17 protein-coding genes and 1 tRNA gene are annotated in these 14,690 nt (G+C 68.2%); 3 read left to right on the top strand and 15 right to left on the bottom strand.

Annotated features, from left to right (window positions below; genetic code table 11):
• Positions 1 to 43 precede the first annotated feature (43 nt).
• The 5 genes from ACZYZ9_RS12510 to ACZYZ9_RS12530 form a co-directional block, all read right to left on the bottom strand.
• Positions 44 to 1,780, bottom strand: a complete 1,737-nt coding sequence (locus ACZYZ9_RS12510) for an ABC transporter ATP-binding protein (RefSeq protein ID WP_463826581.1) — start codon at positions 1,778 to 1,780, stop codon at positions 44 to 46.
• Positions 1,777 to 4,350 carry an ABC transporter ATP-binding protein/permease gene (locus ACZYZ9_RS12515; RefSeq protein WP_463826582.1) on the bottom strand — a complete coding sequence of 858 codons (2,574 nt, stop codon included), beginning with the start codon at positions 4,348 to 4,350 and terminating at the stop codon, positions 1,777 to 1,779. Before ACZYZ9_RS12515 ends, ACZYZ9_RS12510 begins: the two co-directional genes overlap by 4 nt.
• Complete coding sequence (locus ACZYZ9_RS12520) at positions 4,350 to 5,063, bottom strand: TetR/AcrR family transcriptional regulator (RefSeq protein ID WP_463826583.1); 714 nt, start codon at positions 5,061 to 5,063, stop codon at positions 4,350 to 4,352. The genes ACZYZ9_RS12515 and ACZYZ9_RS12520 overlap by 1 nt, the downstream gene beginning before the upstream one ends.
• A 74-nt stretch (positions 5,064 to 5,137) precedes the next feature.
• Entirely contained in the window at positions 5,138 to 5,758 is a 621-nt protein-coding gene (locus ACZYZ9_RS12525) for a TIGR03085 family metal-binding protein (RefSeq protein WP_463826584.1), read from the bottom strand.
• A gap of 14 nt (positions 5,759 to 5,772) precedes the next feature.
• Positions 5,773 to 5,859: transfer RNA gene (locus ACZYZ9_RS12530), tRNA-Leu, on the bottom strand.
• A 71-nt stretch (positions 5,860 to 5,930) separates the two neighbouring features.
• Between ACZYZ9_RS12530 and ACZYZ9_RS12535 the strand changes: the two genes are divergently transcribed.
• Together ACZYZ9_RS12535 and ACZYZ9_RS12540 are read left to right on the top strand one after the other, a co-directional pair.
• Positions 5,931 to 6,317 carry a hypothetical protein gene (locus ACZYZ9_RS12535; RefSeq protein ID WP_463826585.1) on the top strand — a complete coding sequence of 129 codons (387 nt, stop codon included), beginning with the start codon at positions 5,931 to 5,933 and terminating at the stop codon, positions 6,315 to 6,317.
• Positions 6,314 to 6,670 (top strand): DUF3817 domain-containing protein, encoded by a 357-nt coding sequence (locus ACZYZ9_RS12540; RefSeq protein ID WP_463826586.1) that lies wholly within the window; start codon positions 6,314 to 6,316, stop codon positions 6,668 to 6,670. The genes ACZYZ9_RS12535 and ACZYZ9_RS12540 overlap by 4 nt, the downstream gene beginning before the upstream one ends.
• Before the next feature lie 6 nt (positions 6,671 to 6,676).
• Here the strand turns inward: ACZYZ9_RS12540 and rdgB are convergent, their stop codons facing one another.
• The 10 genes from rdgB to clpS form a co-directional block, all read right to left on the bottom strand.
• Entirely contained in the window at positions 6,677 to 7,285 is a 609-nt protein-coding gene (gene rdgB, locus ACZYZ9_RS12545; RefSeq protein ID WP_463826802.1) for an RdgB/HAM1 family non-canonical purine NTP pyrophosphatase, read from the bottom strand.
• A gap of 152 nt (positions 7,286 to 7,437) precedes the next feature.
• Positions 7,438 to 8,217: a ribonuclease PH gene (rph, locus tag ACZYZ9_RS12550; protein WP_463826587.1), complete on the bottom strand. Its 780-nt coding sequence runs from the start codon at positions 8,215 to 8,217 to the stop codon at positions 7,438 to 7,440.
• 59 nt (positions 8,218 to 8,276) lie between these two features.
• Positions 8,277 to 9,056, bottom strand: coding sequence for a cyclic nucleotide-degrading phosphodiesterase (locus ACZYZ9_RS12555; protein WP_463826588.1), 780 nt, complete (start codon positions 9,054 to 9,056; stop codon positions 8,277 to 8,279).
• Between the two features lie 73 nt (positions 9,057 to 9,129).
• Positions 9,130 to 9,957 carry a glutamate racemase gene (gene murI / locus ACZYZ9_RS12560; protein WP_463826589.1) on the bottom strand — a complete coding sequence of 276 codons (828 nt, stop codon included), beginning with the start codon at positions 9,955 to 9,957 and terminating at the stop codon, positions 9,130 to 9,132.
• Positions 9,954 to 10,607 carry a rhomboid family intramembrane serine protease gene (locus tag ACZYZ9_RS12565; protein WP_463826590.1) on the bottom strand — a complete coding sequence of 218 codons (654 nt, stop codon included), beginning with the start codon at positions 10,605 to 10,607 and terminating at the stop codon, positions 9,954 to 9,956. The genes murI and ACZYZ9_RS12565 overlap by 4 nt, the downstream gene beginning before the upstream one ends.
• 79 nt (positions 10,608 to 10,686) lie before the next feature.
• Complete coding sequence (locus ACZYZ9_RS12570) at positions 10,687 to 10,959, bottom strand: MoaD/ThiS family protein (protein ID WP_463826591.1); 273 nt, start codon at positions 10,957 to 10,959, stop codon at positions 10,687 to 10,689.
• Positions 10,960 to 10,985: 26 nt separating this feature from the next.
• The gene (locus ACZYZ9_RS12575) at positions 10,986 to 11,399 is read right to left on the bottom strand and encodes a M67 family metallopeptidase (RefSeq protein WP_463826592.1); all 414 of its coding nucleotides are present in this window, start codon (positions 11,397 to 11,399) and stop codon (positions 10,986 to 10,988) included.
• Positions 11,400 to 11,403: 4 nt separating this feature from the next.
• Entirely contained in the window at positions 11,404 to 12,429 is a 1,026-nt protein-coding gene (locus ACZYZ9_RS12580) for a P1 family peptidase (protein WP_463826593.1), read from the bottom strand.
• Positions 12,426 to 13,007 (bottom strand): oxidative stress transcriptional regulator AosR, encoded by a 582-nt coding sequence (aosR, locus tag ACZYZ9_RS12585; protein WP_463826594.1) that lies wholly within the window; start codon positions 13,005 to 13,007, stop codon positions 12,426 to 12,428. The genes ACZYZ9_RS12580 and aosR overlap by 4 nt, the downstream gene beginning before the upstream one ends.
• A gap of 24 nt (positions 13,008 to 13,031) precedes the next feature.
• Entirely contained in the window at positions 13,032 to 13,337 is a 306-nt protein-coding gene (gene clpS / locus ACZYZ9_RS12590) for an ATP-dependent Clp protease adapter ClpS (protein WP_055579620.1), read from the bottom strand.
• A 53-nt stretch (positions 13,338 to 13,390) separates the two neighbouring features.
• Between clpS and ACZYZ9_RS12595 the strand changes: the two genes are divergently transcribed.
• Positions 13,391 to 14,689: a nicotinate phosphoribosyltransferase gene (locus ACZYZ9_RS12595; RefSeq protein ID WP_463826595.1), complete on the top strand. Its 1,299-nt coding sequence runs from the start codon at positions 13,391 to 13,393 to the stop codon at positions 14,687 to 14,689.
• Position 14,690 lies beyond the last annotated feature (1 nt).

Here is a 14,690-nt window from a genome sequence, read left to right on the forward strand (position 1 = left end):
AGTCATACCGCATGTCTTTCGGTACCCAGTCCGGGCCGGCGTCCTACTCAGCCAGAATCCGCCACTCCGCGGCTTCGTGCTGCTGACGCCAGAACTCGCTGAATCGCCCGCCGGCGGAGAGCAACTCATCGACGGCGCCGTCCTCGACCACGCGCCCGTTCTCCACGAACAACACCCGGTCCGCGTGGCGGATGCTGGCCAGCCGGTGCGCCACGATCACCCGGGTGTGCGACTCCGGCTCATCGGTCAGCGCGTCGACGACGGCGACCTCGTTCTCGTTGTCCAAGGCACTCGTCGCCTCGTCGACCAACAGGATCGGAGCGCCTTTGAGCAGTGCGCGCGCGATGCTCACCCGTTGCCGCTCGCCACCGGACAGCGCCGAACCTGCCTCGCCCACCACCGTCGCTGCTCCATCGGGAAGCCGGCCGATCAACTCGTCGACCCGGGCCAGCCGGAGGGCGCGGTCAAGGCGGTCCTCGTCGGCGCCGGGAGCACCGGCCAGCACGTTCTCGCGGATGGTCCCGTGGAAGAGATAGGGATGCTGGAAGACGACGCTGCTCGCGCCACGGCGCGCCGCGGCATCCAGGGTGACCGCGTCGACCCCGTCGATCAGCACCCGGCCGCGGGTGGGGTGATGCAGTCCGGCGATCAGCGCCAGCACCGTGCTCTTGCCGGAACCCGACGGCCCGACGATGGCGGTCGCGGTTCCCGGTTCCAGCGCGAAGCTGACGTTGTCCAACGCCGGATGGCTACTTTCGTCGTAACTGAAAGTGACACGGTCGAATTCGATGCGCGGCGCAGCCGGCGAGCCCAGCTCCCCGGTGCCCGCCCGGAGTTGCGGGGCGGTCAGCACCGAACGGATGCGGTCGAGGGTGGCGCGGGTGCTCTCCAACGCCGGTGCCAATTCGCTGACGGAGGTGAAGGGCTCCAGGTAGCGGGCCATCACCACGATCAGCGCGATGGCCTCAGGCACGGTGAGGGTGCCACCCACCGTCAAAGCCGTGGTGACACCGGCGAGCAGGATCAACGCTGCCTGGCTGGCGAAGCTGAACAGCAGCTGACCCGGAATCTGCATGCCCAGCAATCGCATCGTGGCGCTGTGTTGCGCGTTGAGTGCGTCGCCGACCATGCTGCGGGCCGGTTCCACCCGTCGCGCGGCACGCAAAGCCTGTTGGGTGCGGGCGAATTCGATGATGCGTTCGGTGAGCGCGCTGTTGGCCGCCCCGGCGGCGGCATCGGCCTTGCGCGACAACCGCACCGAAGCCCACAGCGCGCCCAGCATGAGCGGCACACCCGCCAGCGCGGCAGCCCCGAGTTGCCAGGAGATCGGCAACAGCACCAGAGCGATGACCGCGGGCAGCAGCACCGCGCTGATCAGCGGCGTCAGCAGGTTGACCACCAGACCGACGAGTTCAGGTCCGGTCGAGGCGATGGCTTGCCGTGCAGCCGCGGTGTTTTCGGCGGTGAACCAGTCCAGCCGGACATCGGATAGCCGGTCGGCCACGTCGTGCTGGGTGTGGTCCAGCACTGCGAAACCCAGGTCGAACCCGATTCGCGCGGTCGTGGTGTCGATCATCCAGCCGAGCACGGTCGCCGCGGTCAGCCAGCCCAGCCACCCCAGCGCGCGTTGCGGGGTGTCGCCGAACAACGCCCCCACCAGCGGTACCAGCAACACCGTAGCCACCGCCCGGATCACCACCGAGACGAAAGTCAGTGTGGCATAGGCGATCACTCTGCCACGATGAGCGGCCGGTACCAGACTGAGCCAGGTGCGGATCATCGTGTCACCTCCTGCCCGACGCTGACGGCGGGCCGCCCGGTATCCCAGAGCCGACGGTAGCGTCCGTCGGCGGCCAGCAGTTGGTCGTGGGTGTCGCGTTCGACGATGCGGCCGTGGTCAAGCACGACGATCTGATCCGCCCCGGTGATGGTGTGCAACCGGTGCGCGATCACCAACACGGTGCGGTCCTTGGTCAACCGGTTGAGTGCCTGTTGCACAAGGTATTCCGATTCCGGGTCCGCATAGGCGGTGGCTTCGTCCAGGATCAGGACCGGCGTGTCGGCCAGGATGGCGCGGGCGATGGTCAGCCGTTGCCGTTCCCCGCCGGACAGCGCGCTGCCGGCGCCCAGCACCGTGTGGTAGCCCTGCGGCAGGCGCAGGATGCGGTCGTGGATCTGCGCCTCGCGCGCCGCGCCCTGGATCTGCTCGAGGGTGGCGTCCGGCACGGCGAGCGCGATGTTTTCGGCGACCGTTCCGTGCACCAGTTGCGTCTCCTGCAGCACAAACCCGACCCGGGTGTAGAGCTCGTCTGCGGTCAGCGACCTGATGTCGTTGCCGCCCACCCTTATCGAGCCGTCCTGCACGTCATGGAACCTCGCCAGTAGTGCGGCGAGCGTGGACTTTCCGGATCCGGAGGGCCCGACCAGCGCGGTGACCGTACCCGGGTGCAATTCCAGTGATACGTCGCGGATCACCGGCACATCCGGCCGGTAGCCGAAGCTGATCGCATCGAACACCACGCTCGCGTCGGAGGCCCGGGGCGGCGACGCTGCGACGGTGAGTTCTGGTTCGGCAAGGGCGATCTGCAGCCGCCGCGCGGCCAGCATCCCACCCCGGATACCACCGAGGCCGTAACCGATGCCGAGCAGTCGGGCGCCGAACGTGGTGCCCAACAACAAGAACGGCAACAGATCCACCGGATTCATCTGATTGGTGACCACCAGCAGCGTGCCGGTGGTCGCGATGAGCCACAGGAACGTCGCGGGTCGGGTGGCCAGATCCATCAGCGTCTTCTTGCCGGTGAACGGGCGCTGCCAGGCGACGAGGAAACCAACGTACTGGTCCAGCAGACGCCGAAAGCTGGATGCCGCAGCGCCACCGAAAACCCGGATGACCGGCTGGCCCTCCAGATACGCGCCCGCTTCGGTGTTCATCCGCTCCGCCCACCGCTGGGCCTGGGCGATCCGCGGCCCGGATTGGACCAGCATCACCGACATGGTCACCAGGTAGACCAGAACGGGAATGAACAGCACCAGCGCCACGCGCCAGTCGACCACGAACAGATAGATCAGCACCGCCACCGGCGCCACGACTGCGTTGACCGCATCAGGGATCGCGTGGGTGACCAGGTAGTGCAGCGACAGGGTGTCGTCCTGGACCAGTTGCTTGATCGACCCCGACCCACGCGCGGTGAACCAGCCCAGCGGCAGCCGGGACAGCTTGGCCAGCAACCGCGACCGCAGCTCGGTGGCGAACCGTGCGTCGACGACGTGCAGCCACAACGTCAGCGCGGCACCGAGCAGGACACCCAGGCCCAGCAGGGAGACCGCCCACAGGCCGAGGTTCCACAGCCGGGATTCGTCGGCGCCGGCGACCAGCAGCCGGGCCAGCTCGACCAGCAGCACGAAGGGCGCCAGCTGCACCAGCGTGACAATGCCCTGCAATACCCCGGAGGCGATCAACGCCGAGCGCAGCGGAGCCAGCAGCTCACCGGCGGCCTGCGCACGCCAGCGACCTCGCCGCGGCGTTTCCGGCTGTGTCACAACATCTTCGGATTCAGTGCGGGTCGCAAGCTCCGGTGTGTCGACGACGTCCTGCTGGTCGCCGCGGCGTTTGCCCATCTCCTTGCCCGCGCTCCAGTACGCCTGTGCGTGGATCTCGGACTTGGGGAAGCCGAAATCGTCGCGCAACCGTTTGCGGACGTTCTTGAGCGCGTTGGCTTCCGGCGTGGCCCAGCAGTACCAGTTCGACCAGTCCCGGCTTTCGATCGCGTTGGCCAGCGACCTCTCGTCGCGTCGGGGCACCCAGTGCACCCGCAGCCGGGGGTGCGGCGCGATCGGGATGAGCCGATCGTTGTCGTCGTGCTGCTCGAGGTACATCTCGATCGGCACCTCGTCCGGAACGGTCCCGATGATCCCGTTCATCCCGGGAATGGACGCCGAGTCGCCGACCAGCAGATAACCGGCCGGCTGTTCCTCAGGGCGGTCGAAACGCGTGGAGCCCATCAGCACCATGACGGCGATGCTCGCGCCGGGCTGCACATCGCGGGCCCAACTCGAGGCGGGGCCGGCCGGTTCGTGCAACACCATATCGACGGCGAAACGACCGGTGGACGGGTCGGCCTCGGAAAGTGTGTAGGCGCGCTGGAATTCGGTCTTGGAGCCCTTCGGGTCGGGAAACCAGAATCGCAGCCAGGCGGCCGGCTCGGGCTCGACCTCGTCGAACAAGGTCTCTGATTCCATCCGCACTCGGACGAAATGCGGTGCGATCATTACGGTCTCGCGAACCGTTGCCGAATGATCGCGCGCCCCATAGCTTTTCATTACGACGCCGGATAAACCGCGTGCCATCAACGGTCCTCTCCCGCGACGGCGTGATCCGCCGCGACTTCCACTATTGGCCGGCCGGGCGGAATTTCGGCCACCAGACCCCGAATCGACGCGGCCAGCAACAGCCGCACGTACTGCGTACTCGACAGCTCCGGCAACCCGCGGTATGCCGAACCCAACCGCGGGTGACCTGTCAACCGTTCGGCAACGGCGTCGCGTTCCTGCGCGAACCGCATGGCCTGTTCGCCGCCGGTGCTGCTGGTGTTGCTCACCTCGCGGGCCGCCAGACTGAGCGCCAGCGTCGCCACGGCGCTGCCCAGCACCATGGCCGCATCCGTGGTGTACCCGCGCCGCTGCAACGAGTTGACTTCGGCGACCAGCAGCTCGACCCCGGCGTCACCGCGGGGGAACAGGACCTGCAGGTAAGACGCCAGCCCGGGATGGTCCACAGTGAAGTGCCACAGCTGCAGCCCGAATGCGAGCAGGTGCTGCTCGATGCCGTGACTCGGATCGTCGATCAGCTCGAGTTCGGCGAGCAGACTCTCACCCACCAGGCGCTCGAGCGCCCAACGGCTTTCCACATGCCGATACAAGGCGGTGGCCGACACGTTCAACTGCGCGGCGACGGCGTTGATGCTCAGCCGTTGCATCCCCAGCTCGCGTCCGACACGAATCACGTCGTTCACCGTGATGAGTGGTGGACGGCCACCCACCCGCGCTGTCGCGGTCTTCATCAGCTGCCACCCCGAGCTAGTAAGTTACCCCCACAAACTAAGGGTTACCTTACCGATGGTCAAACTGAGGCGCGCTACAGCCCCTTGGGCGCGTCCCGGACAGCCGCAACCGCCGCCTCGTCACCGTCGAAGTCGACGCGAGCCTGCCGACCGACCGCGAACAACAGCAGTTCTGCAGGGTCGCCGGTCACTGTGACAGCGGGACCGTGACCCGCGATCAGCACCGTCTTGCCGTCGTCGGTGCGCAGCGCGACCCGACCGGGCACCTTGGCCAACGTCAGCCGGCCCATCAACGGCAGGGTCCGGCGCAGGCCGGCGACCAGTTTCGGTTCCAGATCGCGGGGCTCCCAGTCCGCGCTGGCACGCCGCACATCCTCGTGGTGAATAAAATATTCGGCGACGTTGGCCACCGCGTCGATGAGCTTGAACGGCGAGTACTTGGGTGGACCGGCTGCGATCTTGTCCACCAGGTCTTCCCAGTCCGTCTCCTGCGCGACCTTGTTCTGCAACCGCTCGGTGTGACCGGCGAAGAACGGGATCAGGATGCCTGGTGCGGCATCTGCCCGGTATTCGCGGATCACCAGGTGGGCCGCCAGATCCCGGGTGGCCCACCCCTCGCACAGCGTCGGCGCATCGGGCCCGGTGCTTCGAATGGTCTCGACCAGAGCAGCGCGCTCTCGCTGGGCAACCGACATGTGTGCCTCCGTTCTGGTGCGGGCGGAGGGACTCGAACCCACACGCTCTTCCGAGCACCGGCACCTAAAGCCGGCATGTCTGCCAATTTCATCACGCCCGCGACGACGCCGATCGTACCGCTCCCCCTACCGACGAACCGGCCGACAGGGTGCCGCGCGGTACCGTCATGGGGTGTCCATCCAGGCTCCTCGTCGACGGCGCCACCGTCCCGCGTTGATCGCACTGGTGATCCTTGCGGCGTGCGGCTGCCTGGCATTGGGGTGGTGGCAGTGGACCAGATTCCAGTCGGTGTCCGGTAGCTACCAGAACCTCGGCTACGCCCTGCAGTGGCCGCTTTTCGCCTGGTTCTGGGTCTATGCGTATCGCAACTTCGTCCGCTACGAAGATGCGCCGCCCGAGCCGCGCAACGCGGCCACCGAGATCCCGCCCGGCCTGCTGCCCGAGCGTCCCAGACCCGAACCGCAGCAGCCCGATGATCCCGCCTTGCGCGAGTACAACGCATACCTGGCCGAGTTGGCCGAGCACGACGCTGACAAGCAGAACAGGACCACTGCATGAGCACACCCGAGACTCCGCCGGCCGAACGCAGCGCGTCGATCTTCCCCGTCGCGAAGATCCGCACCGCGTTGACGGCGTACCGGATCATGGCGTGGATCACCGGTATCTGGCTGATCGCATTGTGCGGCGAGATCGTCTCGCACCTGGTGTTCAAACACGAGATCCGCTGGATCGAGGTCGTGCACGGCTGGATGTACTTCGTCTACATGCTGGCGGCGTTCAATCTCGCCATCAAGGTTCGCTGGCCGATCGGCAAGACGATCGGTGTGCTGCTGGCCGGCACCGTCCCGATCCTGGGAATCATCGTCGAGCGTCGTCAGAGCCGCGAAGTCAAGGCGCAGTTCAACATCTGACCGCGACTAAGCCAACCGCTGCAACGCGGGCAACAACTGAGCCAGCGCACGTCCGCGGTGCGAGGATGCGTCTTTCTCGGCCGGGGTCAGTTGTGCGGCGGTGCGCCCGTCCGAGCCATCGGGGACGAAGACCGGGTCGTAGCCGAACCCGCCGTCCCCCCGGGGCTCCCGGGCGATGACGCCGGGCCACTCGCCGCGCACCACCACTTCATCGGATTCCGAGACCAGGGCGCACGCGGAGACGAACACCGCACCGCGCCGCTCGTCGGGCACGTCGCCGAGTTGCGCGAGCAGCAACGCGGTGTTGGCGGCGTCGTCGCCGTGGGTTCCGGACCACCGGGCCGACAGCACACCGGGCATCCCATTCAGCGCGGCGACCTCCAGCCCGGAGTCGTCGGCGACGCTGGGCAAGCCGGTCGCGGTGAATGCGTCGCGGGCCTTGGCCAGTGCGTTGTCCTCGAAGGTCGCGCCGGTCTCGGGGGCCTCGTCGAACGGCGCCACCTCGTCCAGCGACACCAGCGTCACCCCGGACAGCCCGGCGCCGTCCAGCACCCGTTGCAACTCGGCCAGCTTCTTGCGGTTGCGGCTGGCCACCAGTAACCGTGATGTGCGCAAGCGCGGCGAAGCCGGGCGCAGCGGCTCATCACCGTCCGGCTCCGATGTGCGCAAGCGCGGCGAAGCCCGGCGCAGCGGCTCATCACCGTCCGGCTCCGATGTGCGCAAGCGCGGCGAAGCCGGGCGCAGCGGCTCATCACCGTCCGGCACGCTCAGCTGCCGAACGCCTTCGGCTGCTGCGCGCCTCCGGGCAGCTCCTTGGGATACGGCAGCGCCAACGCCTCGCGCTGGGCGTTGAACAACTCGTCACAGGCGCTGAGCGCCAGGTCGAGCAGCTTGTCCAGGGTCGACCGGGGGAATGTCGCACCTTCGCCGGTGCCCTGCACTTCCACCAGTGTCCCGGTGTCGGTAGCGACGACGTTCATGTCCACCTCGGCGCGTGAGTCTTCCTCATAGGGCAGGTCGACGCGCACCCGGCCATCGACCACCCCGACGCTCACTGCCGCGATCGCGCACGACAGCGGCCGGGGATCGGAGAGCTTGCCGGCGGCGGACAGGTAGGTGACCGCGTCGGCCAGCGCCACGTAGGCGCCGGTGATCGCAGCCGTGCGGGTGCCGCCGTCGGCCTGCAGCACGTCGCAGTCGACGGCGATGGTGTTCTCCCCGAGCGCGGCCAGGTCGATACACGCACGCAGTGATCGGCCGACCAGGCGACTGATCTCCTGGGTGCGCCCGCCGATGCGCCCCTTCACCGATTCGCGGTCGGAGCGGGTGTGGGTGGCCGAGGGCAACATCGCGTATTCGGCGGTGAGCCAGCCCAGCCCCGATCCCTTACGCCAGCGCGGCACGCCTTCGGTCACGCTGGCGGTGCACAACACCTTGGTGTGGCCGAATTCAATGAGCACCGAACCCGCTGGATTCTCGGTGAATCCCCTGGTGATGACCACCGGACGAAGCTCGTCGTCAAGGCGGCCGTCTTCTCGTTTGGACACGATGCCCAGACTAGCCGTCAGCGTTGGCGGTCAGAGACGGGCCGCGGGTGCCGGAATCGCTAGCCAGCCTGCCGGATCTCGAACGTCTCTCCGGGTACCACCGCGTGCACCGGACCGTCGAACTCGGCCTTGGCCTCGCTGATCACGTCCTCCCGCGACGTCCACGGCGGGATGTGCGTCAGCAGCAACTCGCGGACCCCGGCGCGGGCTGCGGCCCGGCCGGCCTCGGTGCCGGACAGATGCAGTGCCGGCGGGTGTTTGGGCGAGTGCGTCCAGGACGCCTCGCACAGAAAGACGTCGGCGTCGCGCGCCAGTTCGACGAGTTGGTCGCATTCCCCGGTGTCACCGCTGTACACCAGCGACGCCCCGGACGGGTCGGTGAAACGCAGACCGAACGACTCCGTCGGATGCGCCACCAGGCGCGGCGTCACGGTGAGCGCGCCGATCGACGCCGGTTCCCGGTCCACCCAGTGGCGTACCTCGAAGATGTCCGAGCAGTCGTCGATCTCGCCGCCGTAGGGCGACGACGCCGCTCCCAGCCGCGACCAGGTGTCGCTGGGCCCGTACAGCAACGCCTTGCCGGCGGGCCGCGATGTCGGGTGATAGCGGCGCCATACGAACAGGCCGGGCAGGTCCAGGCAGTGGTCCGCGTGCAGATGCGAGAGCAGGACGTGCACCGATCCGGGATCAGCGTGGCGCTGCAGCGCGCCGAGAACACCTCCGCCGAAGTCGATGACAAGCGGCGGGGTGTCCGGTGCCCGAAGTAGATAACCCGACGCGGGCGAATCCGGACCCACGACGCTACCGGAGCATCCGAGCACGGTTAATCGCACGGACACCACTGTGCCATGCCCGATACCACGATGGGGAAAACATCGCCGCATTGTTCGACCAGAATCATCGGCATACCGCCTAGTGAACGCGTGTGGGACGGGCCGGGTCGACGCCGGTGACGGCGGGACCCAGGAAGCGGGCCGCCAGCGCAACGAACGCCTCGGGATCACCGGTGGCTTCGAACATCCGCGATGGCCCGGGGACGCCCGGACCGTCCGGGTGCTCGCGCAACAGGTCCAACTCGGTCAGCACGCGCAGCACCTGCTTGGCGGTCTCCTCGGCGCTCGAGACCAGGGTGACGTTGTCCCCCATCACCAGCTGGATCAGTCCCGACAGCAACGGATAGTGGGTGCAGCCCAGCACCAGCGTGTCGACCTCGGCGCGCTGCAGCGGCTCCAGATAGCCCTCGGCCAGGCCCAGCACCTGACGACCGCTGGTGACGCCGCGCTCGACGAAGTCGACGAACCGCGGGCAGGCCACCGCGGTGATCTCGGTGTCGCGGGCCGCGGCGAACGCGTCCTGGTAGGCGTGCGAGGTGATCGTCGCACGGGTGCCGATCACCCCGATGCGGCCGTTGCGCGTGGTGGCCACCGCGCGGCGCACCGCCGGCAGGATCACTTCGACGACGGGCACGTCGTAGCGTTCCCGCGCGTCCCGCAGACAAGCCGCCGAAGCCGAGTTGCAGGCGATCACCAACACCTTGACGCCGCGGCTGACCAGATCGTCTCCGATGGCCAGTGCGTGCGCGCGGATCTCCGGAATGGGCAGCGGACCGTACGGGCCGTTGCCGGTGTCCCCCACGTAGATGATGTCCTCGTCGGGCAACTGGTCGATGATCGCGCGCGCGACCGTCAGCCCGCCCACGCCGGAGTCGAAGATTCCGACCGGCGACAGCGGCGAACTCATGACTTCATATGCGGCGCCCGCTGGGATCGCTTGCGCTCGCGGGCCTTGCGCTCCGGGGCCGACAACAGATACGCCGCGATGACGCCGGCGACCGCGCCACACAGGTGCGCCTGCCACGACACGCCACCGCACATGTGCAGCCGCGGCAGGGCGCCGAGCAGCACGCCGCCGTAGACGAACAACACCGCCACCCCGATCAGAATGTCCCGCATCCGACGCACGAAGAACCCGAACACCAGCAGGAAGGACAGCCAGCCGAAGATCAGGCCGGAAGCCCCGATGTGGTCGGTCGGCCCGCAGCTACTCCCGACGTTGCCGATCAGCCAGGTGCCGAAGCCACCCAGGATCCACACGACCGCGGTGGCCCAGACGAACCGCGACAGCCCGGCCAGCGTCATCAGGAAACCCAACACCAGCATCGGCACCGTGTTGGCGATGAGGTGCTGCCAGTTCGCGTGCAGCAGCGGCGCGAACAGGATGCCCCACAGACCGTCGGTGGTCTGCGGCCTGATGCCGTTATGGTCCAGCCGACCTCCGCTGAGCTGGTCGATCAACTCGACCACGTACAACAGGGCGACGAACGTGATGATTGTGGTCGCACCGACCACCCAGCCGGGCTTCTGCTGTCTGGCCGGAACCTTCGAACTCATGCCCATAGCTGCCCTTTCAGAGCGTTTTCGGCATCACCAGGCTACCGGCGCCGGCCACCTGTCGCGTCATGCGTGGCGCTCAGCCCCCGGCGACGGCGGGCAGGATGGTGATCGAGTCGCCGTCGGCGATTGGGGTGTCCAGTCCTCCGGAGAACCGCACGTCCTCGTCGTTGACGTAGATGTTGACGAACCGGTGCAGCTTGTCCCCGTCGATCAGGCGATCGGAGATGCCCGAATAGTTGGCTTCCAGATCCCGGATGACCGCGCCGAGCGTGTCACCGGTCGCCGAGACGCGCTTCTGGCCGCCGGTGTGCGGACGCAGGATGGTCGGGATGGACACGTGGACGGTCATGCGGGCCTTTCGTGACGTGGACGGGATCAGTATTGCGCAACGATGTCGACGGGTTCTTCGGTGACGACGCCGTCCACAATCCGGTAGCTGCGCAGCTCGTGACAGTCCGGATCGCGGGTGGACACCAGCACGTAGTGCGCGTCGGGTTCGGCGGCCAGGTCGATGTCGGTCCGGCTGGGATACGCCTCGGTCGCGGTGTGCGAGTGATAGATGACGATCGGCGCCTCGTTGCACGCTTCGAGTTCGCGCCACACCCGGAGCTGCTCGCCGGAGTCGAATCGGTAGAAGGTCGGCGAGTGCTCGGCGTTGGCCATCGGGATGTGCCGCTCGGGACGGTCGCGGGATTCCGGACCGGCCAGCAGGCCACAGGCTTCGTCGGGATGGTCCCGGCGGGCGTGCGCGACCATGGCGTCGACGAGATCGGCCCTGATCACCAGCACGCTGTCATCTCCGGAACGCTCCGGGCAGCACGTCGCGGTAGGCCGGGACGCCGGCGACCGATTCGGCCGCGATCACCCCGTCAAGCACTGCGCGCGCCAGACAGTCCGCGGCCGCCGCCCCCACCGCGGTGAGCAGGCCGGTTTCCGGCGACATGGCGGCCGGGGTGTTCGCCGAGGGCGGCACCTCGACCGCACCGGTGGCCAACGCGAAAACCGTGTCGCCGTCCAGCGGGGTGTGCGCCGGGCGCAGCGTACGTGCCAGGCCGTCGTGCGCGGCGATCGCGACCCGCCGGCACGCGGCGGGGCTCAGCGCGGCGTCGGTCGCGACCACCGCGATCGTCGTATTCAACTCGCTCAACGGCGACGGCAACTGCGCCAGCGCATCGACCTGCTCGGGCGGTGGCGGGCACAGCGCGAACTCGCTGATCAGTTCGCTCGGCCACGGCAGACCGGTGGCCGGGTCGACGGCTTCGCCCGTAGCGTTCACCACCACCAGCGCGCCCACCGTCACCCCCGACGGCAGGCTCACCGACGCCGTCCCCACGCCGCCTTTGAGCACACCGACCCGGGCCCCGACTCCGGCGCCGACAATCCCGACCGGCGGCGACGCGTCGTCGGCCGCCTGGCAGGCCTGGTAACCGAACTCGGCCGTCGGCCGGCAATCCCAGCCGCCCACCGGCAGATCGAAGATCACCGCTGCCGGCACGATCGGTACCACTCCCCCGTCCATCGCCACGCCGCGTTGCTGTTCCTCCAGCCAGCGCATCACGCCGTCGGCGGCGGCCAGACCGTAGGCGCTGCCACCGGACAGCAACACCGCATCCACGTAGCGCACGCTGTTGACCGGGTCCAACAGATCGGTCTCGCGGGTACCGGGCGCACCACCGCGACAGTCGACCGCGCCGACGGTGCCCGGCGGCGTCAACACCACGGTGCAACCGCAGGCCCACCCGGAGCCCAGCGATGCGTCGGGGTCCAGCCGGTGGTGATGTCCGACGCGGATACCGCCCACGTCGGTGATGGAGCTCATCGCGGCCCCATCAACACCAGCACCAGGTATTCCTGCAACACCGTCAGCCACTGGTAGACGTCGTAGTGCGCGGCCAGCGGGTGGTCGGCCGGTAGGCGTTCGGGACCCTGCGGGCCGATTTCGAGCATCACGCCCAGGGTCAGCCGCAGATCGTTGACGGCCGCGATCCAGGCGTTGGCGCCCTCCTCGGTCAGCTCGAACCGGCCGCCGTTGCCCGGCAGAGTGTCCAACAACTGTTGGGCGGCAACACGTTTGGCGTCGATGATCTCCGGCTCGTGCACACTTCGCAACGCCGCGTTCAGCGTCTCGGAGGCTTCGAGAGTCAGCGGGTCGGCCCCGTCGCGCCGATAGAAGTCCGGCAGCAACCGCCCGAGCGTCGGATCGCCCGGGCGCTCGGAATGCCCGGTCTTGATGCCGGTGATCTCCTCGAGCTCGTCGGACGGCGAGGTGGATTGGCGCTCGTCGAGCAACCCGATCATCGCGCCCACCAGATTCTTCAACAGCGCCGCCTCGTGCGGGGCGAGCGACGACCGAAAACGGGGACCGCTGCGCGTCTCGACGCGCTTCCATTTGCGCACGATGTGTTCCGGCCGCCCCGGGTCTCAGCGGTCCTGCTGCATCGTCGCCCACAATCCGGCGGCATGCAGCTTGGATACGTCGACTTCCATGGACTCCCGGCTACCCGACGACACCACGGCCTTGCCCTCGTTGTGCACCTGCAGCATCAACTTGGTGGCATGGGGCTCGCTGTAGCCGAACAGCTTCTGGAACACATACGTCACGTAGGTCATCAGATTGACGGGATCGTCCCAGACGATGGTGACCCACGGGCTCGTCGTAGCCTCGACCGGCGCGGATTCGCGCTGCCCGGTGCTACCCGGCTTGGCCGGCGCTATCGCAACCACCATGGGGCAAGGATACCGAGAGCACACCGGGGCAGTCAGCCGATACCGTTGGCGACGTGAATGACTCGGCATTAGCTGGGCTGCTGACCGACAAATACGAATTGACCATGCTGGCGGCGGCGCTGCGCGACGGCACCGCCCACCGCCGGACCAGTTGGGACCTGTTCGCCCGCCGGTTGCCGGCGGGCCGCCGCTACGGCGTGGTAGCCGGAACCGGCCGCCTGCTGGAAGTCTTGCCGCAGTTCAGATTCGATGACGACGCCTGCGATCTGCTGGCCGGGTTCCTCGATCCCGACACGGTGGACTATCTGCGGGACTTCCGCTTCGGTGGCGACATCGACGGTTACGCCGAGGGCGAGCTGTATTTCCCGCACTCTCCGGTGTTGTCGGTGCACGGCAGCTTCGCCGAATGCGTGCTGCTGGAGACCCTGGCGCTGTCCATCTTCAATCACGACACGGCGATCGCGTCGGCCGCAGCGCGCATGGTCTGCGCGGCGGGCAACCGGCCGGTGATCGAGATGGGCACCCGGCGTACCCACGAACGCGCCGCGGTCGCGGCGGCCCGTGCCGCCTACCTGGCCGGCTTCGCCGGCAGCTCCAATCTGGAGGCCCACCGACGGTACGGCGTGCCCGCGGTGGGGACCGCCGCGCACGCGTTCACCATGGTTCATACCGGGCGGGACGGGCCCCAAGAGTTGGGCGCTTTCCGGGCGCAGGTCGATGCGCTGGGGCCCGGCACCACGCTGCTGGTCGACACCTATGACGTGACGACGGGGGTGGCCAACGCGGTAGCAGCCGCGGGACCGGAGTTGGGTGCGGTCCGTATCGATTCGGGCGATCTCGCGGTGCTTGCCCACCAGGTGCGCGCTCAACTCGACGATCTCGGCGCCCCGCGGACCCGCATCGTGTTGACCGGCGACCTCGACGAATTCTCCATCGCCGGCCTGCTCGCCGCACCGGTCGACAGCTACGGCGTGGGCACCTCGCTGGTTACCGGTTCGGGGGCGCCGACGGCCAGCATGGTCTACAAACTCGTTGAGGTGGACGGCATTCCGGTGCAGAAGCGCAGCAGCCAGAAGCAGTCGCACGGCGGTCGCAAGGCGGCGCTGCGGTTGGCGCGGCCGACCGGCACCATCACCGAGGAGATCGTGCATCCGGCGGGGCGCGCACCCGGCATCGACGAGCCGCACCGGGTGTTGACCACCCCGCTGGTCCGCGCGGGTCGGGTGGTCGCCGCCGAGGACCTCGCCGCGGTCCGTGAGCGGGTGGCCGCGGGGTTGCGTAGCCTGCCCTGGGAGGGCCTGAGTTTGTCGCCCGGCGAACCGGCGATACCGACCCAGATCATCCCGGCCTGAC

It is taken from the genome of Mycobacterium sp. IDUB_28 (genome assembly GCF_055419285.1).